Consider the following 20,662-nt stretch of genomic DNA (forward strand, 5'->3'; position numbering starts at 1 on the left):
AGCCCTCGCAGAGGGCGCATCGAGATCCGTCGTCGTCCGGTGGGCGGGTCTCGATACGCCTCTGCGCGGCTACTCGACCAGCATGTAAGGGGGCGCTGCGCACCTCCTCGACCAGCAGGGAAGGTCCTAGAGGCGGACGATCATCTTGCCGGTGTTGCCGCCGCGCATCATCGAGAGGAAGGCGTCGACCGCGTGGTCGATGCCGTCGACGACGGTCTCGTCGTAGGCGATGCTCCCCTCCTGGAACCAGCCGCCCATCAGGCGGTTGAACTCCGGGGCGTGGTCGAGGTACGCCGCGAGCGTGAAGCCGCGCAGCGTGAGCGCACGGGTGATGACGTTGGCCATGTTGTCGGGGCCGGCCGGCTTCTCGGTGCTGTTGTAGCCGGCGATCGCACCGCAGAGTGCGGCGCGTCCGCCGTCGTTGAAGGCGTCGAGCGCCGCCTCGAGGTGGTCGCCGCCGACGTTGTCGAAGTAGACGTCGATGCCCTCGGGCGCCGCCGCGGCGAGCTGCTCGCGGACGGGACCGGCGTGATAGTCGAACGCGGCGTCGTAGCCGTACTTCTCCGTGAGCAGCGCGACCTTCTCGGCCGAGCCGGCGGAGCCGATGACGCGCTTCGCGCCGAGCAGTCGCGCGATCTGGCCGGCGGCCGAGCCGACGGCTCCCGCGGCGCCGGAGACGAAGACGGTGTCGCCCTCCTTCAGCCCCGCGATGGTGGTGAGGCCGACGAAGGCGGTGAGGCCGGTCATGCCGAGGACGCCGAGTCGCAGCGACAGCGGGGCGCCGGGGATCTCGGGGACGACGCGGAAGGCCGAGGTCGCGGCCTGCACGATGTCGCGCCAGCCGAGCTGGTGCAGCACGACGGCGCCGACCGGGAAGTCCGGGTCGCTCGACACGGTGACGCGGCCGATCGCGCCGCCGGTCATCGTCTCGCCGAGTGCGTACGGCGGGGTGTAGCTCTTGACGTCGTTCATCCGGCCGCGCATGTAGGGGTCGACGGAGAGGAAGGCGTTCTCGACGCGGATCTCGCCGGCCGCGGGCTCGTCGTACTCGACCTGCGCGGTGCGGAAGTCCTCGGCGACGGGCCAGCCGACGGGGCGGCGGACGAGCTGGATCTGGGTGCTGGTGACGGTGGTCATGGAGCCTTCCGAGGGGTCGTGGGGGTGGGGATCAGGAGGCGGCGAGGCCGATGCCGAGCGCGAGGACCGCGAGCAGTCCGGGCGCCATCTGCGTGAGCGCCGCGCGCCGCTTGCCGGGGGAGGAGAGCAGCAGCACGAGGGCTGCGGCGACCATCGATCCGGTGCCGGTGAAGACGAAGGCGGCGCCGACGGCCGTGGCTCCCGAGGCGAGCACGATCACGCCAAGGATCGTCACGATCGCGAGGAACAGGTTGTAGAAGCCCTGGTTGAAGGCGAGCTCCTTCGTCGACTCGGCCTCTCCGGCGGTGGTGCCGAAGGTGGAGCGGGCGCGCGGGGTCGTCCAGAGCAGCGACTCGAGCACGAAGATGTAGACGTGCAGCAGCGCCGCGAGGGCGGCGAGAACGAGTCCGATGACGATCACGACGGGACCTCCTGATTGTGTATCGCTCGGTTCACTACCGAACGGCCTCACTCTATACTGGAACGACCGGTTCACAACAGTCCGGTTCTTTCCGGCAGTCAGCAGAGGGAGTCGCCGTGGGACGCACGCAGAGCTTCGACACCGACCAGGTCGTCCGGTCGGCGCGCGCCGTCTTCTGGGACCGCGGCTTCGAGGAGGCGTCGCTGCCCGAGCTCGAAGCGGCGACCGGACTCGGCCGCTCCAGCCTGTACCACGCGTTCGGCAGCAAGCGCGGGCTCTTCGACGCGGCGGTGCAGAGCTACCTCGACGAGATCGTGCGGCCGAGGCTGGAACCGCTGACGCGCGACGAGGTGTCGCCGACGGCCCTCGAGGACTACTTCTCGGGGCTGCGGGACGCGCTCGCCGATCCGCGAACCGTGTCGGCGCAGAGCGGCTGCCTCCTCCTCAATGCGGCGGGGGCGCCGATCGCGCGCGACGACGCGGTGCGCGAGGTGATCGCGGAGTACCGGGCGGAGCTGCAGCGGGCGATGCTCGCGGGGGCGGCGGCGCGGTGGCCGGGGGAGCCCGCCGAGTGGCGGGCGCGGCAGGCGGGGGTGCTGGTGTCGCTGCTGGTGACGGCGCTGGTGCTGGCGCGGGTCGATCCGGGGCAGTCGGTGGCGACGGCGGAGGCGGCGCTGGGGCTGGTGCGGGGGGACTGACGGCCCCGGGTGCTGACTGCTGGCGTGCTCGTCGCTTCGCGACGTCGCGCTCGGCGCGGCCGGGGCGGACGCGGTGCCTCGTCGCGGCTCCTTCCCGCGAGCCTGCGGCGCGCCCGCCAGACCCGAGCCAGGAGCCGCGACGAGGCACCGCGACCACCCCTCCGGACGGAGGAGGTGGCGGCACGGCGGGCTCGGGGAGAGCGGATGTCAGGGCCGGGGCGGCGCGGGCGGACGTTCGGCTCGTGGGGCCGCGTTCGGCTCGCGGGGACGGGCCGATTCGACGTGCCGAGGGGTGTTCTGCGTGCCGGAGGTGGCGGGCGGAGACCTTCGGCTCGTGGATCGGGGGTCGGCTCGGGGAATCCGGGGGTTTCGGCGTGCCGGGGGTGAGCTCGCGTGCCGGAGGTGGCGGGGCGGTGGGTTCGGCTCGTGGAAGCGTGTCCGGCTCGCGGAATCCGGGGGTTTCAGCGTGCCCGGGTTGGTTTCGCGTGCCGGAGGTGGGGCATGGGCTGCGGGTACCGAGAAGGGCCGGCGGAGGAGTCTCCGCCGGCCCTCAGGGGTGGTGCGTCAGTCGGTGCCGGCGTCGAAGGCGGCGCCCTCGGAGGCGAGGTCGGTGGCGCGGCCGAGGGCGTCGGCGGCGGCGGAGCCGTTGCCCTCGGTGATCGCCTCGGACTCGCCGATCTCGAGGTGGCCGACCAGCTCGGCGGTCGAGCCGCCGACCAGGCCCGCGGCGGCGTACTGCTCGAGGCGCGAGCGGGAGTCCGCGATGTCGAGGTTGCGCATGGTCAGCTGACCGATGCGGTCCTCGGGGCCGAAGGCGGCGTCGCCGACGCGCTCCATCGAGAGCTTGTCGGGGTGGTAGCTCAGCGCGGGGCCGGTGGTGTCGAGGATCGTGTAGTCGTCGCCGCGGCGCAGGCGCACGGTGACCTCGCCGGAGACGGCGGAGCCGACCCAGCGCTGGATGGACTCGCGCAGCATCAGCGACTGCGGGTCGAGCCAGCGGCCCTCGTACATCAGGCGGCCGAGGCGGCGGCCCTCGGAGTGGTACTGCGCGATCGTGTCCTCGTTGTGGATCGCGTTGAGCAGGCGCTCGTAGGTCAGGTGCAGCAGCGCCATGCCGGGCGCCTCGTAGATGCCGCGGCTCTTGGCCTCGATGATGCGGTTCTCGATCTGGTCGGAGTTGCCCAGGCCGTGGCGGCCGCCGATCGCGTTGGCCTCGAGGACGAGGGCGACCGGGTCGGAGTACTCGACGCCGTTGAGCGCGACCGGGCGGCCGGCCTCGAAGCGGACGCTGACCGTCTCGGCGGCGATCTCGACGTCCTCGCGCCAGGCGGCGACGCCCATGATCGGCTCGACCAGCTCCATGCCGCTGGAGAGCTCCTCGAGGCGCTTGGCCTCGTGGGTGGCGCCCCAGATGTTCGCGTCGGTGCTGTACGCCTTCTCGGTGGCGTCGCGGTACGGGAAGCCTCGGGCGACGAGCCACTCCGACATCTCGGTGCGGCCGCCGAGTTCGTTGACGAACTGCACGTCGAGCCAGGGCTTGTAGATGCGCAGGCGCGGGTTGGCCAGCAGGCCGTAGCGGTAGAACCGCTCGATGTCGTTGCCCTTGTAGGTGGAGCCGTCGCCCCAGATGTCGACGCCGTCCTCGCGCATCGCGCGGACCAGCAGGGTACCGGTGACGGCGCGGCCCAGGGGGGTGGTGTTGAAGTAGGTCTTGCCGCCGGAGCGGATGTGGAAGGCGCCGCACTGCAGCGCGACGAGCCCCTCCTCGACGAGGGCGCTCTTCGCGTCGACGAGACGCGAGATCTCGGCGCCGTACTGCGCGGCGCGCGCGGGCACGCTGTCGATGTCGGGCTCGTCGGCCTGGCCGATGTCGGCGGTGTAGGTGCAGGGCACCGCGCCCTTCTCGCGCATCCAGGCGACTGCGACCGATGTGTCGAGCCCTCCCGAGAATGCGATTCCGACGCGCTCGCCCACGGGCAGACTGTTCAAGACCTTCGACATGGCTCCGATTTTAGGAGACTCGCGGGGGTCCTCGTGACGCGCCCGGCCGCACGACATCTGTTGGGTAGTTCTACCCAAAAGGATGGACGGGCGGGGAGGGCGCGTGAGAAGCTCCGCCTGGCCCGCTCGATGACGCGCGGGCCTCCTCTGCATCCGCACTGTGAAAGGCGCTTCATGCCACAGCCCCCCGCCCGCCGCCTCGCAGCACTCACGCTCGCGTGCCTCCTTGCGGCGGGAGGTGCCGCCGCGCTCGCTCCGACCGCGTCCGCGCTCTCGTCCTCGGTGGCGGACCCGACGGACACTCCGACTCCGACGCCCACCCCGACGCAGGAGCCGACTCCGACGCAGGAGCCGACGCCGACGCAGGAGCCGACTCCGGAGCCGACGACGACGCCGACCGCGACGCCCGAGCCGACGCCCACCGCGACGCCGACTCCGACGGCCACTCCGACCGTCACGCCCACCGCCACTCCCACGGTGACGCCCACCGCCACTCCGACCTCGACCCCGCGCCCGACGCGGACGCCGACGCCGACCCCCACTCCGACGCAGCCCCCGGCCGCGGCGACCGACCGCCTCGCCTCCGACTCGACGCTCACCGCCGGTCAGCGGATCGTCTCGCGCAACGGCCAGTTCCGCTTCGTGATGCAGACCGACGGCAACGCGGTCGTCTACGACGCCGCGGGCCGCTCGACCTTCAGCACCGGCACGTCCGGCACCGGCAACCGCATCACGATGCAGGCCGACGGCAACCTCGTCGTCTACACGACGGCGAACCGCGCGCTCTGGCAGTCGGCCACCGGCGGCAACCCCGGCGCGTTCCTGGTGATGCAGAACGACGGCAACCTCGTCGTCTACCGCACCAACGGCACCCCCGCCTGGGCGACCTCCTACCAGGCCGCTCCGCCCGCCGTCATCGGTGACACCCTCCGCGGTGGCGCCGAGCTGCGTGCCGACCAGCAGATCACCTCGACCGACTCGCGCTCGCGCGCGGTCATGCAGGGCGACGGCAACTTCGTCGTCTACAGCGGCGGCTCAGCACGCTGGAGCGCCGGCACCTCGGGCGCGGGCAACCGCCTCGCGATGCAGGGCGACGGCAACGCGGTCGTCTACTCCGCCGGCGGCGGAGTGCGCTGGCAGTCGGGCACCGGGGGCAACCCGGGTGCGCGCATGGTCATCCAGAACGACGGCAACCTCGTCATCTACGCAGCCTCGGGCCGTGCCCTGTGGTCGAGCTACACCCCGCCCGCGCCGCCGGCCCCCGTGATCCGCGACGTGCTGAACGGCGGCGGCGAGATCCGCTCCGGCCAGCAGCTCGTCTCGAGCGACGGCGGCTCGCGCGCCGCGATGCAGGGCGACGGCAACTTCGTCGTCTACCGCGGTGGCGAGGTCCGCTTCTCCACCGGCACGTCCGGCAGCGGCAACCGCCTCGCGATGCAGACCGACGGCAACGCGGTCGTCTACTCGGCCGGCGGCGCTGTGCGGTGGCAGTCGGGCACCTCGGGCAACCCCGGCGCGCGCATGGTGATGCAGAACGACGGCAACCTGGTGATCTACTCGGGCAACCGCGCCGTGTGGTCGAGCTACACGCCGCCGGCGCCGCCCGCGCCCGTCATCAGCGACACGCTGAACTCGGGCAACGAGCTCGGCTCGGGTCGTCTCCTCCGCTCCACGAACGGCAGCAGCGAGGCGATCATGCAGGGCGACGGCAACTTCGTCGTCTACAGCAACGGCGGACCCCGCTGGAGCGCCGGCACGAGCGGAGCGGGCAACCGCCTCGTCATGCAGGGCGACGGCAACGCCGTCATCTACTCGGGGAGCCGTGCCGTCTGGCAGTCGGGCACCTCGGGCAACGGTGGTGCGCGCATGGTCATGCAGAACGACGGCAACCTGGTCATCTACTCGACCGACGGCCGCGCGCTCTGGCAGAGCAACCAGCCGGCGCCGGCGCCGGCGCCGCAGCCGGGACCGGCGCCCGCGCCCGGACCGAGCCAGCCCGGTAATCCGGGCAATGCCGTCAACTGCGACGACTTCTCGTCGCAGGCAGCAGCACAGGCGTGGTTCAACACCTACTACCCGTACTACGGAGACGTCGCTGGTCTCGACCGCGACGGAGACCTCGTCGCCTGCGAGTAGTTCGTCAAGAAGTTGGAAGGCCCGTCTCCTGACCATCGGAGGCGGGCCTTCGCTCGTCGTGTCGCGATCGGGGTTGATCCTCGAACGGACTCGCACTGGGCTTCGAGCGCTGGGTAGCCCCTGGTTCGCGTCCATTCGGAACCGTCGGCGTTCCCGAGTGGACCCGCATCGTGCCCTGTATCTCTGCCGGACCCCGTCTCGAGTCCACTCGACCCGGACTCCACTGGGGCGAGTGGCTCGCGGGCGGACCGAGCGGGGAGGCCGCTTCGCGGCTCGGCGACGAGGAGCGGATGCGAGAGCGCCCAGACTTGATGGTCGAGTAGCCCCGGAGGGGCGTATCGAGACCCGGCGTCGTCAGCCGGATGGGTCTGCAGACTCGGCTTCTGGCAGAGGTGGATCTCGATACGACCGCTGGGCGGGCTGCTCGATCAGCATGATCGAGGCCTGGCGTGGGCGGTCAGGCGGCGGGGGCTCCGGCGCGCAGGCCGACCGCGGGGAGGAGCACGTTGTCGACGAGGGAGATGAGGTAGTCGCGGTCGACGGGCTCGCGCATCAGGAGCACGCGGTAGGAGACCATCGACGGGGTCAGGACGGCGAGCATGTCGACGTCGACGTCGGCCGGGATCTCGCCGCGGTCGATGGCGCGGCGCAGCAGCGTCCGGTTGGCGCGGGCGCGCGGCTCGACGATGGCCTGGCGGACGGCGTCGGCGAGCTCGGGGGCCTTGGAGATCATCGCGACGACGCCCGACATGATCCGGAGCTTGCGCTCGGCGTCCTCGATCGCGCGCGGGCGGATCAGGGCGACCAGGTCGCCGCGCAGGGTGCCGGTGTCGGGGAGCGCGTCCTGGTCGAGGTCGGCGCCCTTCAGGCAGGCGACGGCCTCGAGCACGAGCTCGGCCTTCGACTCCCAGCGGCGGTAGAGCGTGGCCTTGCCGGCCTTCGCGCGGGCGGCGACCATGTCGATCGTCATGCCGTCGTAGCCGGTCTCGGCGAGCACGTCGAGGGCGGCGGTGAGGATCTCGCCGTCGCGGTTGGGGTCGCGGCGGCGGCCGGGGCGCGCGGGAGCATCGCAGGCCGTGGCGGCGGAGGGAGTGGGCGGCGTCATCGCGGCTTCTCCAATCGGTTCGGGAGGGCCGCGCGAGACGGCCCGTGTGAACACCATGCTAATTGAAGAACTCCGCAGTTCCGAAACTAGCGAGTCTCGTATATGGTCTCCTCCATGTCGCAGACCACATCACTGCCGGACTCCGCCGCCCCCGCGGTTCCGGCCCCGTCCTCCCGCCGCTGGTGGACGCTCGTCGCCGTCGGGCTCGCCCAGCTCATGGTCGTGCTCGACTCCACTGTCGTGAACATCGCCCTCCCCGCCGCCCAGGCCGACCTCGGCTTCTCGGACGGCGACCGCCAGTGGGTCGTCACCGCCTACTCGCTCGCCTTCGGCAGCCTCCTGCTGCTCGGCGGGCGCCTCTCCGACCTGATCGGCCGCAAGCGCACCTTCGTCATCGGCCTGATCGGCTTCGCGATCGCCTCCGCGCTCGGCGGAGCCGCCCCCAACTTCGAGCTGCTCATCGCGGCCCGCGCCCTGCAGGGCGTGTTCGGCGCCCTCCTCGCGCCGACCGCCCTCGCCGTGCTCACCACCACCTTCACCGTCCCGAAGGAGCGCGCCCGCGCGTTCGGCGTCTTCGGCGCGATCGCCGGCGCCGGCGGCGCGGTCGGCCTCCTCCTCGGCGGCGTGCTGACCGAGAGCTTCGACTGGCGCTGGAACCTCTACATCAACGTCGTGATCGCGGTCGTCGCGGTCATCGGCGCGATCGTCTTCGTGCCGACCATCGACCGGGTCGGCCCGCGCCCGCGGCTCGACGTGCCCGGGACGATCCTCGTCTCGGCCGCCCTCTTCGGCCTGGTCTTCGGCTTCGCCAACGCGGAGACCGACGGCTGGGACTCGCCGATGACCTGGGTGCCGCTCGCCGCGGCCGTCGTGCTCCTCGTCGGCTTCGTGCTCCGCCAGCGCAGCACCGAGCACCCGCTGCTGCCGCTGCAGATCGTGCTGGACCGCGACCGCGGCGCCGCGTACCTCTCGGTGCTGATCGCCGGCGCGGGGATGTTCGGGATCTTCCTCTTCGTCACCTACTACCTGCAGGTCTCGCTCGGCTACTCGCCGATCCAGACCGGGCTGTCGTTCCTGCCGATGATCGGGATGCTCGTGCTCGCCGCGCAGCTCTCGACCAACCTGCTGCTGCCGCGCTTCGGACCGAAGATCATGGTGACCTTCGGCATGCTGCTCGGCGTGGTCGGCATGCTGCTGCTCACCCGCCTCGACCTCGACAGCGGCTACGGAGCCGACGTGCTGCCGGCGCTGATGGTGCTCGGCTTCGCGATGGGCTCGATCATGCCCGGCTCGATGCAGACCGCCACCCGCGGAGTCGACATGCGCTTCGCCGGCGTCGCCTCGGCGATGGTCAACACCAGCCAGCAGGTCGGCGGCTCGATCGGCACCGCGCTGCTGAACACGCTCGCGGCGACGGCGGTCACCGACTACCTCCTCACGCACACCCCGACCACGGCGACCACCGCGGCGGAGGCGGCGGTGCAGAGCTACGCGGTCGCCTACGGCTGGGGCGCGGGCTTCTTCGCCCTCGGCGCGGTGCTCTCGGTGCTGCTGTTCCGCCGCCGCTCGGCGGGCCTGGCGGTCTCGTCCGGGGCGTCCGCGGAGCCGGTGCTCGCGCACTGATCCGCCGAGTCGCGCGGCCCCTTCCACGACCGTCCGACAGGGCGGGCCGGGGGAGGGGCCGCCTCGTCGTGCGGCCGTGATCGGATCGTGAGAACGCCGTCGGCGGGCCGTCGTGCGCGACTGCCAGGATGAGCGGGCCCGCACTGCCGCGGGCGATCGATTCACCGGGGGAACCACATGATCCTGTCCACTCGAGGCCGCCTCGCGGCCGTCGTCCTCGCCACCACCCTGACCTGCGGCGCCGTCGCCGGTCCCGCGCTCGCAGCTCCGCCGGCGCTGCACGCCGAGACCGCCGCCGCGGCCGTCGCGACCGGCGATCGGCTCGCCGTCGGAGCGACGCTGAAGGCCGGTGAGGAGCTCCGGTCGAACCTCGGCAGCCAGGGCGTCTTCCGCTTCGTGATGCAGACCGACGGCAACGCGGTCGTCTACGACCCGAACGGTGGGGCGTTCTGGGTCAGTGGCACCTCGGGTGCCGGCAACTCGCTCACGCTCCAGCGCGACGGCAACATCGTGATCTACTCCGCGCAGGGCGCGGCGCTGTGGGCCAGCGGCAGCAACGGCCGCGGGGAGCCGTCGTTCCTCGCGATCCAGGCCGACGGCAACCTCGTCTCCTACTCCGCCACGGCGGCACCGCTCTGGGCGAGCCGCGGCGAGACCACCCTCGTCGAGGGTCGGCAGCTCGACCGCGGTCAGGCGCTCGCCTCCGCCGACGGCCGCTACCGCGCCGTCTACCAGAACGACGGCAACCTCGTCGTCATCGGGCAGAGCGGGGTCCGCTGGAGTGCCGGGACGAGCGGCGGCACGCGGCTCGCCCTCGAGGCGGGCGACCTCGTCAGCTATCAGGGCGGAGCGGCGGTGTGGTTCACCGGCACGTCCGGCTTCAACGGCGCCCAGCTGGTGCTCCAGAACGACGGCAACCTGGTGCTCTACTCGAGCTCGTTCCGCGCTCTCTGGTCGAGCGACGGCGGAAGCCCGGCGTACCGCGACTCGCTGGTGCCCGGCGCGCAGCTCTCCGTCGGCCAGTTCCTCCGCTCGCGAGGCGGGGACGTCCGCACGGTGCTGCAGAGCGACGGCAACGTCGTCGTGTACTACGGCAGTCCCTCCGGCGACGTCGCCCTGTGGAGCACGGGGACCTCCGGCGCGGGCAACCGCTTCGTGATGCAGAACGACGGCAACGCGGTCGTCTACAGCGCCTCGGGCCGAGCGCTGTGGTCCTCCGGGACCGGCGGCAATCCGGGATCGGTGCTGACGATGCAGAACGACGGCAACCTCGTGGTCCGCAGCGCCGACGGCCGGGCGCTCTGGGACTGGCAGCCGAACGGGTACGTGGGCATCTCCGGCGCCTGATCCGAGAGGCGTTCGCACGGAGACGGCCGGGGCGCTCCGCAGCAGCGGAGACCTCGGCCGTTCCCCTGCGCAGGGGAGATGTCCGCGTGTTGCGCCGTCGGTCGCCCCGGGTCGGGCGCGTGCGTAGCGTCGAAGGATGCCCGAGACGCTCGACATCGTCCACCTGCGCACGCTCGTGGCGATCGCCGACTGCGGTGGGTTCGGCCGGGCGGCCGTCGCCCTGCACATCAGCCAGCCGACGGTCTCGCAGCACGTCCGCACGCTCGAGCGGCGGCTCGAGCGCACCTTCATCGAGAAGGTCGGGCGCCGGGCCCGCTTCACGCCGGCCGGCGAGCGCCTCCTGGTGCAGGCCCGCCGGATCCTGGCCGTGCACGACGACGCGCTGGAGCTGCTCGACGCGGCGAGCGAGAACCCGCTCGCCCTCGGCCTGACCGAGCCGGCCGCGGAGCAGCTGCTGCCGCGCCTCCTCGAGACGCTGCACCGCGCCTTCGACGACCGCCCGCTCACCTTCACACTCGACCGCTCCACCCACCTGGCGGAGGCGGTGGCCCGCGGCGTCGTCGATCTCGCCGTCATCCTCGGCGTGGGCGGCGACCTGCCGGGCCGCCAGGTCGCGACGCTGCCGCTCGACTGGTACTCGGCACCCGGCTGGCAGCCGCCGGAGGACGCGCCGATCCCGCTCGTCGCCTACTCCGAGCCGTGCGGGATGCGCCAGCGCGCGCTGCAGCAGCTCGGCGCCTTCGGCCACGAGGTGCGGGTGGTCGCCGAGTCGGCGGGGCTGGAGGGCGTGATCGCGGCGGCCCGCGCCGGTGTCGGAGTCGCGGTGCTGCCGACCGCGCACCGCGGCGCGGTCGCCGAGGGACTCGTCGAGCGGCACGACCTGCCGGCGCTCGGCTCGGTCAACCTGCGCCTCGTCTCGCGGCGCGGCCTCGCCCCGGACGTCGAGGACACGGCGCTCGCCGCGCTCGCGGAGGTCTTCGGCACCGTGCGGGCGCGGCCGGTCGCGGTGCCCGCGGGCGCGCGAGTGTGACCTCCGTCGCGGCCGCCGACGCGGGTGTGACGAATCGTTACCAACGATCGGGATCGCCGATCGGAACGCATCCGGAATCATCGTTGGACGCCCGGAGCACCTCGCCCGTAGCGTCGGAGCCATGACGTTCCCGCCCGCCCTCACCGCCGCCGCGCCGCTCGGCGCGACCGGTGCAGCGAGCCGCGGGAGCGTCGGCACTCGAATGTCCTCGGACGGGAACCCCTTCGCGCCGGTGCGCGGATGTTCCTGTCCGGTCTCCCGCTGACGCCTCCGCGTCGCCCGACTCCTCCGCCCGACGGCCTGGCCCTCGCCGCCTGTCCCGGCATGTGCGCGCCGCCGCCCGCCGCGCGTCCCTCTCTCCGCGCCCTCCCGCGCTCCTCCGGCGTGCCCGCGCGCCTCCGGTGCGCCTCCGCACCCTCTCGAAAGGACCTCCCATGACCGTCGAGTTCATCTCCGCGATCAACGTCAACCACTCGAACGAGGTCAACGGCCTGGCCGACCCGGCCATCGACGTCGCCTATCTGCGCCGCTACTCCCGGATCCTCGAGGACGGCGGCTTCGACTACACGCTGGTGCCCTACGGCTCGGCCGGGCACGACCCGTTCACGATCGCCGCCGCGGTCACCCAGTACACCGAGCACCTGAAGCCGATCGTCGCGCTGCGGCCCAACACGGTCTACCCGACCGTCGCGGCGAAGGCGCTCGCCACTCTCGACCAGCTCTCGGGCGGCCGGGCCGTCGTGCACTTCATCGCCGGCGGGAACGACCACGAGCAGGCCCGCGAGGGCGACCGGCTGAGCAAGGCCGAGCGCTACGCGCGGCAGGAGGAGTACCTCCGCATCCTCCGGAAGGTCTGGTCGGCGACCGAGCCGTTCGATCACGAGGGCGAGTACTACCGCTTCGAGGACTTCGTCTCGCGGGTGCGGCCGGTGCGCGGCACCATCCCGATCTCGGTCGGCGGCTCGAGCGACGAGGCCTACCGCCAGGGCGGCGCACTCGCGGATGTCTTCGGGCTCTGGGGCGAGCCGCTGGCCGACACCCAGCAGCAGATCGACCGGATCGCGGACGCGGCGCTCGCCGCCGGCCGCGCCGACACCCCGCGCACCTGGGTCACCTTCCGGCCGATCATCGCGCCGACCGAGGAGCTCGCCTGGGAGAAGGCGCACCGGATCCTCGGCATCCTGCAGAGCCGCGGCGGCACGACGAACCCGCGGAAGGGCGAGAAGGGACTCTGGGTGCAGACGCCGAGCGCCACCGGCCCGGCGAACGTCGGCTCGCAGCGCCTCCTCGACATCGCGCGGCGGAAGGACCTGCACGACCGGGCGCTCTGGACGCCGACCGCGACCGCCACCGGGGCGGCCGGCGCCTCCACCGCGCTCGTCGGCACGCCGGAGACGGTCGCCGCGGCGATCCTCGACTACGTCGACCTCGGCGCCGACCTGATCTCGATCCGCGGCTACGACAACCTGAACGACGCGGTCGACTACGGCCGGTACGTCATCCCGCTGGTCCGCGAGGAGCTCGCGCACCGCGAGGTGACCGGGCGCCGCGGCGAGGTCGTCGCGCAGCCGCCGCTCGAGGCCGAGCTCGCCGGGGCGATCGCGTGACGCTGCTCACGGGACAGGCCGCCACGGTCCGCTCCGCCGCCGCGGTCCTGCCCGCGCCCGATGTCTCCGACCGCGCGCTCGCCCGGATCACGGCCCGCCTGGCCGAGACCGCCGAGCACTACGACCGCACCGCCGAGTTCCCCTGGCAGGGGATCCAGGCCGTGCACGAGGCGGGACTGCTCTCCCTCGGCGTCGGCACCCGCTACGGCGGCACGCCCGCCAGCACCGTCGACCTCGTCCGCGTCTTCGGCGCGCTCGGCCAGGGCGACCCGGCGGTCGCGCTGATCTCGGCGATGACCGTGCTGCAGCACGCCGCGCAGGACCGCGCCGCGCTCTGGCCGGAGGAGCTCTACCGCTCGGTGCTCGCCGACTCCGCCGAGCGCCCCGTGCTGCTGAACGCGGTGCGCGCCGAGCCCGAGTGGGGCGCTCCCGCCCGGGGCGGCCTGCCCGCCACGTCGGTCCGCCGCGACGGCGACGGGTGGCTGCTCGAGGGCCGCAAGGGCTTCGCCACCGGCTCGGAGGGGCTGGCGTACCACCTGGTCTGGGCGGTCGATCACGGCGGGGCGTCGGGCGAGCCCGAGCTCGCGCACGCGATCGTGCCCGGCGACGCCCCCGGGGTCCGGATCGAGCGGACCTGGGACCACCTGGGCCAGCGGGCCTCGAGCACGCACGACGTGGTCTACGAGCAGGTCCGCCTGCCGCTGGAGCACTTCCGCGGGACGCCCCGCTCGCAGCTCGCGCCCGAGTCCGGGGCGGCCGGCGGCTTCGGTCTCGCGGTCGCGGCGCTCTACGTCGGCGTCGGACGGGCGGCGCAGAGCTTCTTCGTGCGCTTCGCGAACGAGCGGATCCCGACCTCGCTCGGCCGGCCGATCGCCACGACGGAGCGGATCCGCTCGGTCGCCGGCGAGATCCAGGCGCAGCTGGTGCAGGCCGAAGAGGTGCTGCTCTCGCTGGCCGCGCGAGTGGATGCGGGCGATCCGCGCGCCGCCGAGCGCCTCGTCGTCGGCAAGCTTCTCGCCACCCGCTCGGCCGTCACCGCGGTCGAGACGGCCGTCGCCGCGCTCGGCAACCCCGGGCTCACCCGGCACCACCCGCTCGAGCGGCACCTCCGCGACGTCCTCGCCTCCCGGGTGCACCCGCCGCAGGACGACGCCGCCCTCCTGATCGCCGGCACGCGCTCGCTCGCGGCCGCCGCGCTCTGACAGCCCGCACTCCGACACCCCGCACTCCGACTTCTCTGCACGGGAGACCACCGCCATGACGTTCCACCGCTCACGCCCCCTCCGACGATCGGCCACCGCCGCCGCGCTCGCCCTCGCCTCCGCGCTGGCCCTCTCCGCCTGCTCGGGCGCCTCGGGCGCGGGCACGGCCGCCGACGACGCGACCCCCGTCGACGGCGGCCGGCTCTCGCTCGCCTTCTTCCCCGACAACGCCGCGTTCTCCTGCGTCGACCCGTTCCAGACCTACTGGATCGAGCACCGCACGGTGATCCGCAACGTCGCCGACTCGCTCACCGACCAGGATCCGGAGACCGGCGAGATCCAGCCCTGGCTCGCGACCGACTGGAGCGTCAACGACGCGGGCACCGAGTACACCTTCGACCTGCGCACCGACGTCTCCTTCTCGGACGGCACGCCCTTCACCGCGGAGAGCGTGAAGACCTCGTTCGACAACGACAAGGCGACCCTCGCGCAGCTGCCCTCGGCCTACGGAGGCGTCTACCTCGCCGGCTACTCGGGCACGGAGGTCGTGGACGCCGACTCCGTGAAGGTCGTCTTCTCCACGCCCAACGCCGCGTTCCTGCAGGGCACCTCGACCACCAACCTGGCGATCCTCGCCGCCTCCTCCTACGAGAAGACGCCCGAGGAGCGCTGCCTCGGCGGGATCGTCGGCTCCGGCCCGTTCACGCTGACCGGCTACACCCCCGGCACCGGCATCACGCTGGACAAGCGCGACGGCTACGCCTGGGGCTCGGCCCTGCGCGAGAACACGGGGGAGGCGCACCTCGACGGGATCGACATCAGCTACGTCGCGGAGGACAGCGTCCGCGTCGGGCAGCTGACCAGCGACGAGATCGACATCGCCTGGCCGCGGAACCCGATCTCGGAGAACGACCAGGCCGTGATCACGGGCTCCGGCGACACGGTCGAGAGCCGCTCGCTGCCGGGCCCCGCGAGCAACTACTACCCGAACGTCGCCGAGGGGAAGATCCTCTCGGACGAGAGGGTGCGGCAGGCCGTGCAGAAGGCGATCGACCGCGACACCTACGCGACGACGGTCTTCGGCTCCGGCTACCCGGCCGCGACCAGCATCTACAACACGACGACTCCGTTCTACGAAGACGAGTCGTCGAAGCTCGCCTTCGACGCCGAGGGCGCGGGCGAGCTGCTGGACGAGGCGGGCTGGAAGCTCGGCGACGACGGCTACCGCTCGAAGGACGGGCGGCGGCTCACGCTCTCGGTGCCGATCGTCACCCAGTTCGGTGCCGGCGATCAGCTGATCCAGGACCAGCTGAAGCAGGTCGGCATCGAGCTCGAGCTGAACGTGATCACCAACGCCCAGCGCGCCGACGTGCTGAACAGCGGCGACTACGACCTGATCTCGACCTACTACACGCGGGCCGACCCGGGAGTGATCCAGTGGATCATCGACTCCCGCTACGCCGGCTCGAAGGCGCAGGCGACGAACGGCCTCGACGCCGAGCAGGCCGCGACCGTGCAGGCCCTGCTCGACGAGGGCGTGCAGACGGTCGACACCGCGGCGCGCGCCGAGGTCTACGGCGAGCTGCAGGACTACCTGATCGACAACGCTTTGGTCTTCCCGTTCGCCGAGCGGGTCCAGCTGGCGGGCGTCTCATCGGCGGTGCACGGCTTCCGCTTCACCTCGGAGGCGTTCGGCGACTTCGCCGACGCCTGGATCCAGCCGTGACCGCGCTCGGCTCGGCCCCCGTGGCCGCGGCACCGGGGGCAGCACCGGGGAGGCCGGGCACCCGCTCGGCCCCCTCGGGCCTCGGCCGCTACCTCCTCGGCCGGCTCGGTCAGGCGGTGCTGGTGCTCTGGGCCGCCTACACGGTGACCTTCGCGGTGCTCTGGCTGCTGCCGAGCGACCCGCTGGCGCTCCTGCTGTCGGCCAACAACGTCGAGGTGGACTCGCTCACCCCGCAGCAGCTCGCCGAGGCTCAGGCCCGCTACGGCCTCGACCAGCCGGTCTGGCAGCAGTACGCGACGATGCTCGCGAACGCGCTGCGGGGCGACTTCGGCACCTCGATCACCAAGGGGATCCCGGTCACCGACCTGATCGCCGAGAAGCTGCCCGGCACACTGCAGCTCAGCGCCCTGGCGATCGGCCTCGCGCTGATCGGCGGCACCGTGCTCGCCTACCTGGCGGCGTACGTCCGCTGGGCGCCGCTGAAGACGGTGCTCGGCCGGCTGCCCTCCGCGGGTGTGGCGTTCCCCGGCTTCTGGATCGGCCTGCTGCTCATCCAGTTCTTCGCCTTCTCGCTGCACCTGCTGCCCTCCACCGGCAGCGCGACCCCGGCGAGCCTGATCCTGCCCGCGGTGACCATGGCGATCCCCACCTCGGCGATGCTCGCCCAGGTGCTGATCCGCAGCTTCGCGGACGTCGAGGCGGAGGCGTACATCACCACGGCCCGCGCCAAGGGCCTCTCCCGCGGCGCGGTGCAGTGGCGGCACGCCTTCCGCAACGCCTCGCTGCCGACGCTGACGATCCTCGGCATCCTGGCCGGCAACACCGTCACGGGAGCGATCGTCGCCGAGACGATCTTCGCCCGGCAGGGCATCGGCACGCTCGCCCAGGAGTCGGTGCTCACCCAGGACGTGCCGGTCGTCCAGGCGATCGTCGTGCTGGCGGCCGTCGTGTTCGTCGGCATCAATCTCCTGGTCGACCTGCTCTACCCCCTCCTCGATCCGCGCATCACCTCGACACCGAAGGCGAGCCGACCATGACTCTCGAACTCACCCGGCCCGAGGCGCTCGTCGTCCCCGAGCCGCTCACCCGCGCGGCGCACGGCCGGGGTGCCCGCCGCGTGCGGGTCCTCCGCCTGCTGCTGCGCCGCCCGGGCTTCGTCCTGGCGCTGGTCTTCGTGCTGTTCGTCCTGGCCTCGGCGATCGCTCCCGCGCTGTTCACCGGCGTCGACCCGACGGCGACCGCGCCGGCCGACAAGCTGCAGGCGCCGAGCCTCGTGCACCTCTTCGGCACCGACGAGCTGGGCCGCGACCTGTTCGCGCGGGTCCTGCACGGCGGGGCGCTGACGGTGCAGGCGACGGTGATCGCCCTCGCGATCGCCCTGGTCGGCGGGCTGACCCTCGGCGTGGTCTCCGGCTCCGCGGGCGGAGCGGTGGATGCGGTGATCATGCGGATCGTCGACGTGCTGCTCGCGATCCCCGGGCTGCTGCTCGCCCTGGCGATCGTGACGGCGATCGGCTTCGGCACGCTGCCGGTGGCGCTCGCCGTGGGGATCGGCATCCTGCCCGGCTTCGCGCGCACCACCCGCGCCGAGGTGCTCCGCGTGCGCACGCTGCCCTACGTCGAGGCCGCGCGCACCGGAGGGGCCAGCCGGCTGCGTGTGCTCGTGCGGCACGTGCTGCCCAACTCCTGGGGGCCGGTCGCCGTGCTGGCCGTGCTCGATCTCGGCACCGCGATCATCGCGATCGCCGCGCTGAGCTTCCTCGGCTTCGGCGCGGCGCCGCCCGCAGCGGAGTGGGGGACGCTGATCTCCAGCGGCCGCAACTACCTCGTCACCAGCCCGTGGCTGTCGCTGCTGCCGGGGCTCTTCGTCGGGCTGCTGGTCTTCGCGCTCAACCACGTGGCCAAGAGCCTCGAGGAGGTGCAGCGATGAGCGCCGGCGTGGTCCCCTCCGCAGGGCCCGCCGCGTCCGGCCCGCTCGTGCGGCTCGACCGCCTCAGCGTCGCCTACGGCGAGCGCACGGTCGTGCACGAGGTCTCGCTCGAGATCGCGGCCGGCGAGATCGTCGCCGTGGTCGGCGAGTCCGGCTCGGGCAAGTCGACGACCGCGAACGCCGTGCTCGGCCTGCTGCCCTCCGGCGGCCGGATCACCGGCGGCTCGATCGCGCTCGCCGGCGAGGACGTGACCCGTGCGGCCGAGAAGCGGCTCCGGCATCTGCGCGGCCGGTTCGTCGGCCTCGTGCCGCAGGACCCGATGGTCGGGCTCAACCCGACGCTGCGCATCGGCGCCCAGGTGGCGGAAGCGGTGCGCCTGCGCGGCGTCGACCGCCGCTCCGTCGACGCCGAGGTGCTCGAGGCGCTGCGGCAGTCGGGCATCGACGATCCGGAGCTGCGCGCCCGGCAGTACCCGCACGAGCTGTCCGGCGGGCTGCGCCAGCGGGCGCTGATCGCGATCGCGCTGGCCGGGCGCCCGCGGCTGATCATCGCCGACGAGCCGACCTCGGCCCTGGACGTCACCGTGCAGAAGCGCCTGCTCGATCACCTGCAGTCGCTGGTCCGCGAGCAGGGCATCGCGCTGCTGATCATCACCCACGACCTCGCCGTCGCCGCCGACCGGGCCGACCGCGTCCTCGTGCTGCGCGAGGGCCGGGTGGTGGAGCAGGGCCCGCCCGCGCAGATCCTGGTCGCGCCGCGGGAGGAGTACACCCGCGAGCTGCTCGCGGCGGCGCCGGGCCTCGGCGGCGAGCTCGTGCCGCGCTTCGAGCACGTCGAGCCCGCTCCGGAGATCGTCCGGGTCGAGAACGTCGTGAAGGACTTCGCGCTGCCGGGCCGCCGCCCGCCGTACCGTGCGCTCGACGACGTCTCGTTCTCGATCCGCGCGGGGCAGACCCTCGCGCTGGTGGGGGAGTCGGGCTCGGGCAAGACGACCGCGCTGCGGATCGCCCTCGGTCTCGAGCGGGCGTCGAGCGGCCGGGTGCTCGTGGAGGGGGAGGACCTCACCGCGGCGAGCGACCGGCAGTGGCGGCCGCTGCGCCGGCGGATCCAGCTCGTGCAGCAGAACCCCTTCGCCGCGCTCGACCCGCGCTTCACGGTGCTGGAGTCGGTCGTCGAGCCGCTGGTCTCGTTCCGGATCGGCGACCGCGCCTCGCGGCTGGAGCGGGCTCGCGAGCTGCTCGACCGGGTCGGGCTGCCCGGCTCCTTCCTCTCCCGGCTGCCGGCCGAGCTCTCCGGCGGTCAGCGCCAGCGGGTCGCGATCGCCCGCGCGCTCGCCCTCGGGCCGGATCTCGTGCTCCTCGACGAGCCGGTCTCCGCGCTGGACGTGTCCGTGCAGGCGCAGATCCTCGGGCTCCTGGTCGAGCTGCAGCGCGATCTCGGCGTCGCCTACCTCTTCGTCTCGCACGACCTGGCCGTCGTCGCCGAGGTCTCGCACGAGGTCGTCGTCCTCGACCGCGGGCGGGTGCAGGAGGCGGGGACCACGGCTCGCGTCTTCGGCTCGCCCGCCGCGGAGTACACCCGCACCCTGCTCGCGGCGATCCCCGGCCGAGCGGCGGTGCGCCCGTGAGCGGCCGCTTCCTCGTGATCGGCGGCGGGGCCGTCGGCTCGGTCCTCGCCGCGCAGCTGCACCTGGCCGGGCAGCCGGTCGTGCTCGTGGCGCGCGGGGAGCACCTGCGGCTCCTCCGCGAGAACGGTCTGCGCGTGCGCCGGCCGGCGGGCGACGAGATCGTCCGGCTGCCCGTCGCCGCCGGCCCCGCGGAGGCAGCGCCCGCGCGCGGCGACGTCCTCGTGCTCGCGGTGAAGGCGCAGGACGCGGAGGCGGCGCTCGCCGAGTGGGCCTGGACGCCGCTCGCCGGGGGCGGGGCCGGCGCCGAGCTGCCGATGCTGACCCTGCAGAACGGACTCGCCACCGAGGACAGCGCGCTGCGCCGCTTCGCCGCGGTCTACGGGGTGTCGATCGGCATCGCCGCCAGCTTCCTGGTGCCCGGCGAGGTCGTCTCGCCCTCCTACCCGACCGTGGGCGTGCTCTGGATCGGCCGGCACCCCGACGCCGCCGATCCGCGCGCGGAGGAGTACGCCGCGATCCTCCGCGACGCCGGTTTCGCCGCCCGCGCCGTGCCCGACATCGGCGCCTGGAAGGCCCGCAAGCTGCTCGCCAACGCGGCCAACGGCCTCGACCTGTTCGAGGGCCCGGCCGAGCAGCGCGCCGCCGCGCGCGACCTGCTCGTCGCGGAAGCGCGCACCGCCCTCGCCGCCAACGGCCTCGCGGTCGCTCCCGACGACGGCACGCGCCTCGCCGTCGATCCCGTGCCCGGCCACACCGCCGGCCGGCTGTCGACCTGGCAGAGCGCCGCCCGCGGCACGAGCAGCGAGATCGACCACCTCACCGGCGAGATCGTGCTGCTCGCGCGGCGTGCCGGCGTGCCCGCCCCACTGAACGAGCGCCTGCAGCTCCTGCTCGGCGTGCACGGCCGCGCCGCGGCCGCCGCGCCGCTCCCACTCGCGAACCTGCTCGCCCCCGTCCCCGTGCTCGTCGAGTAGCCCCGTCCTCATGCTGGTCGAGCAGCCCCACCAGGCCAGCCTCATGTTGGTCGAGTGGCCCCGCAGGGGCGTATCGAGACCCACCCCCTCCGCACAC

General features: G+C 73.1%; 16 protein-coding genes. 12 read left to right on the top strand and 4 right to left on the bottom strand.

What is annotated here, in order from left to right:
- Window positions 1-126: 126 nt before the first annotated feature.
- Together MT353_RS20605 and MT353_RS20610 are read right to left on the bottom strand one after the other, a co-directional pair.
- Window positions 127-1,137 (bottom strand): NADP-dependent oxidoreductase, encoded by a 1,011-nt coding sequence (locus tag MT353_RS20605; RefSeq protein ID WP_243625789.1) that lies wholly within the window; start codon window positions 1,135-1,137, stop codon window positions 127-129.
- A 31-nt stretch (window positions 1,138-1,168) separates the two neighbouring features.
- A complete protein-coding gene (locus MT353_RS20610; RefSeq protein WP_243625790.1) occupies window positions 1,169-1,558 on the bottom strand; it encodes a DUF1304 domain-containing protein in 390 nt (129 codons plus the stop codon).
- A 116-nt stretch (window positions 1,559-1,674) separates the two neighbouring features.
- On the opposite strand from MT353_RS20610, the gene MT353_RS20615 reads away from it, so the two are divergent.
- Window positions 1,675-2,256: a TetR/AcrR family transcriptional regulator gene (locus MT353_RS20615; protein WP_243625791.1), complete on the top strand. Its 582-nt coding sequence runs from the start codon at window positions 1,675-1,677 to the stop codon at window positions 2,254-2,256.
- Between the two features lie 564 nt (window positions 2,257-2,820).
- Here the strand turns inward: MT353_RS20615 and argG are convergent.
- Window positions 2,821-4,257 (bottom strand): argininosuccinate synthase, encoded by a 1,437-nt coding sequence (argG, locus tag MT353_RS20620; RefSeq protein WP_123446074.1) that lies wholly within the window; start codon window positions 4,255-4,257, stop codon window positions 2,821-2,823.
- 174 nt (window positions 4,258-4,431) lie between these two features.
- Between argG and MT353_RS20625 the strand changes: the two genes are divergently transcribed.
- Window positions 4,432-6,393 (top strand): excalibur calcium-binding domain-containing protein, encoded by a 1,962-nt coding sequence (locus MT353_RS20625; protein WP_243625792.1) that lies wholly within the window; start codon window positions 4,432-4,434, stop codon window positions 6,391-6,393.
- Between the two features lie 457 nt (window positions 6,394-6,850).
- Here MT353_RS20625 and MT353_RS20630 read toward each other — a convergent pair whose 3' ends face one another.
- Window positions 6,851-7,498 carry a TetR/AcrR family transcriptional regulator gene (locus MT353_RS20630; RefSeq protein WP_243625793.1) on the bottom strand — a complete coding sequence of 216 codons (648 nt, stop codon included), beginning with the start codon at window positions 7,496-7,498 and terminating at the stop codon, window positions 6,851-6,853.
- A 114-nt stretch (window positions 7,499-7,612) separates the two neighbouring features.
- On the opposite strand from MT353_RS20630, the gene MT353_RS20635 reads away from it, so the two are divergent.
- The 10 genes from MT353_RS20635 to MT353_RS22095 all read left to right on the top strand — a co-directional run bounded on the left by MT353_RS20635 (window position 7,613) and on the right by MT353_RS22095 (window position 20,565).
- Window positions 7,613-9,121 (top strand): MFS transporter, encoded by a 1,509-nt coding sequence (locus tag MT353_RS20635; protein WP_243625794.1) that lies wholly within the window; start codon window positions 7,613-7,615, stop codon window positions 9,119-9,121.
- 177 nt (window positions 9,122-9,298) lie between these two features.
- Window positions 9,299-10,468: a hypothetical protein gene (locus tag MT353_RS20640; RefSeq protein ID WP_123735938.1), complete on the top strand. Its 1,170-nt coding sequence runs from the start codon at window positions 9,299-9,301 to the stop codon at window positions 10,466-10,468.
- A gap of 136 nt (window positions 10,469-10,604) precedes the next feature.
- Window positions 10,605-11,498 carry a LysR family transcriptional regulator gene (locus tag MT353_RS20645; RefSeq protein ID WP_132436434.1) on the top strand — a complete coding sequence of 298 codons (894 nt, stop codon included), beginning with the start codon at window positions 10,605-10,607 and terminating at the stop codon, window positions 11,496-11,498.
- A 434-nt stretch (window positions 11,499-11,932) separates the two neighbouring features.
- Entirely contained in the window at window positions 11,933-13,105 is a 1,173-nt protein-coding gene (locus tag MT353_RS20650; RefSeq protein WP_243625795.1) for an LLM class flavin-dependent oxidoreductase, read from the top strand.
- Window positions 13,102-14,307, top strand: coding sequence for an acyl-CoA dehydrogenase family protein (locus tag MT353_RS20655; RefSeq protein WP_243625796.1), 1,206 nt, complete (start codon window positions 13,102-13,104; stop codon window positions 14,305-14,307). The genes MT353_RS20650 and MT353_RS20655 overlap by 4 nt, the downstream gene beginning before the upstream one ends.
- Window positions 14,308-14,362: 55 nt before the next feature.
- Window positions 14,363-16,033, top strand: a complete 1,671-nt coding sequence (locus MT353_RS20660) for an ABC transporter substrate-binding protein (RefSeq protein WP_243625797.1) — start codon at window positions 14,363-14,365, stop codon at window positions 16,031-16,033.
- Window positions 16,030-17,070 (top strand): ABC transporter permease, encoded by a 1,041-nt coding sequence (locus MT353_RS20665; RefSeq protein ID WP_243625798.1) that lies wholly within the window; start codon window positions 16,030-16,032, stop codon window positions 17,068-17,070. The genes MT353_RS20660 and MT353_RS20665 overlap by 4 nt, the downstream gene beginning before the upstream one ends.
- Window positions 17,067-17,963: an ABC transporter permease gene (locus tag MT353_RS20670; protein WP_243582628.1), complete on the top strand. Its 897-nt coding sequence runs from the start codon at window positions 17,067-17,069 to the stop codon at window positions 17,961-17,963. The genes MT353_RS20665 and MT353_RS20670 overlap by 4 nt, the downstream gene beginning before the upstream one ends.
- Window positions 17,960-19,591 carry an ABC transporter ATP-binding protein gene (locus tag MT353_RS20675; RefSeq protein WP_243625799.1) on the top strand — a complete coding sequence of 544 codons (1,632 nt, stop codon included), beginning with the start codon at window positions 17,960-17,962 and terminating at the stop codon, window positions 19,589-19,591. Before MT353_RS20670 ends, MT353_RS20675 begins: the two co-directional genes overlap by 4 nt.
- Window positions 19,588-20,565: a ketopantoate reductase family protein gene (locus tag MT353_RS22095; protein WP_243625800.1), complete on the top strand. Its 978-nt coding sequence runs from the start codon at window positions 19,588-19,590 to the stop codon at window positions 20,563-20,565. Before MT353_RS20675 ends, MT353_RS22095 begins: the two co-directional genes overlap by 4 nt.
- The last annotated feature ends 97 nt before the right edge of the window (window positions 20,566-20,662 follow it).

The organism is Rathayibacter sp. VKM Ac-2927 (genome assembly GCF_022815525.1).
Classification (GTDB): Bacteria; Actinomycetota; Actinomycetes; order Actinomycetales; family Microbacteriaceae; genus Rathayibacter; species Rathayibacter festucae.

Bases quoted from the DNA above. Each gene is read 5' to 3' on its own strand.
- MT353_RS20660 (WP_243625797.1), top strand. From the start codon at position 14,363: ATGACGTTCCACCGCTCACGCCCCCTCCGACGATCGGCCACCGCCGCC.
- MT353_RS20640 (WP_123735938.1), top strand. From the start codon at position 9,299: ATGATCCTGTCCACTCGAGGCCGCCTCGCGGCCGTCGTCCTCGCCACC.
- MT353_RS20645 (WP_132436434.1), top strand. From the start codon at position 10,605: ATGCCCGAGACGCTCGACATCGTCCACCTGCGCACGCTCGTGGCGATC.
- argG (WP_123446074.1), bottom strand. From the start codon at position 4,257: ATGTCGAAGGTCTTGAACAGTCTGCCCGTGGGCGAGCGCGTCGGAATC.
- MT353_RS20630 (WP_243625793.1), bottom strand. From the start codon at position 7,498: ATGACGCCGCCCACTCCCTCCGCCGCCACGGCCTGCGATGCTCCCGCG.
- MT353_RS20670 (WP_243582628.1), top strand. From the start codon at position 17,067: ATGACTCTCGAACTCACCCGGCCCGAGGCGCTCGTCGTCCCCGAGCCG.
- MT353_RS20675 (WP_243625799.1), top strand. From the start codon at position 17,960: ATGAGCGCCGGCGTGGTCCCCTCCGCAGGGCCCGCCGCGTCCGGCCCG.
- MT353_RS20625 (WP_243625792.1), top strand. From the start codon at position 4,432: ATGCCACAGCCCCCCGCCCGCCGCCTCGCAGCACTCACGCTCGCGTGC.
- MT353_RS20605 (WP_243625789.1), bottom strand. From the start codon at position 1,137: ATGACCACCGTCACCAGCACCCAGATCCAGCTCGTCCGCCGCCCCGTC.
- MT353_RS20650 (WP_243625795.1), top strand. From the start codon at position 11,933: ATGACCGTCGAGTTCATCTCCGCGATCAACGTCAACCACTCGAACGAG.
- MT353_RS20635 (WP_243625794.1), top strand. From the start codon at position 7,613: ATGTCGCAGACCACATCACTGCCGGACTCCGCCGCCCCCGCGGTTCCG.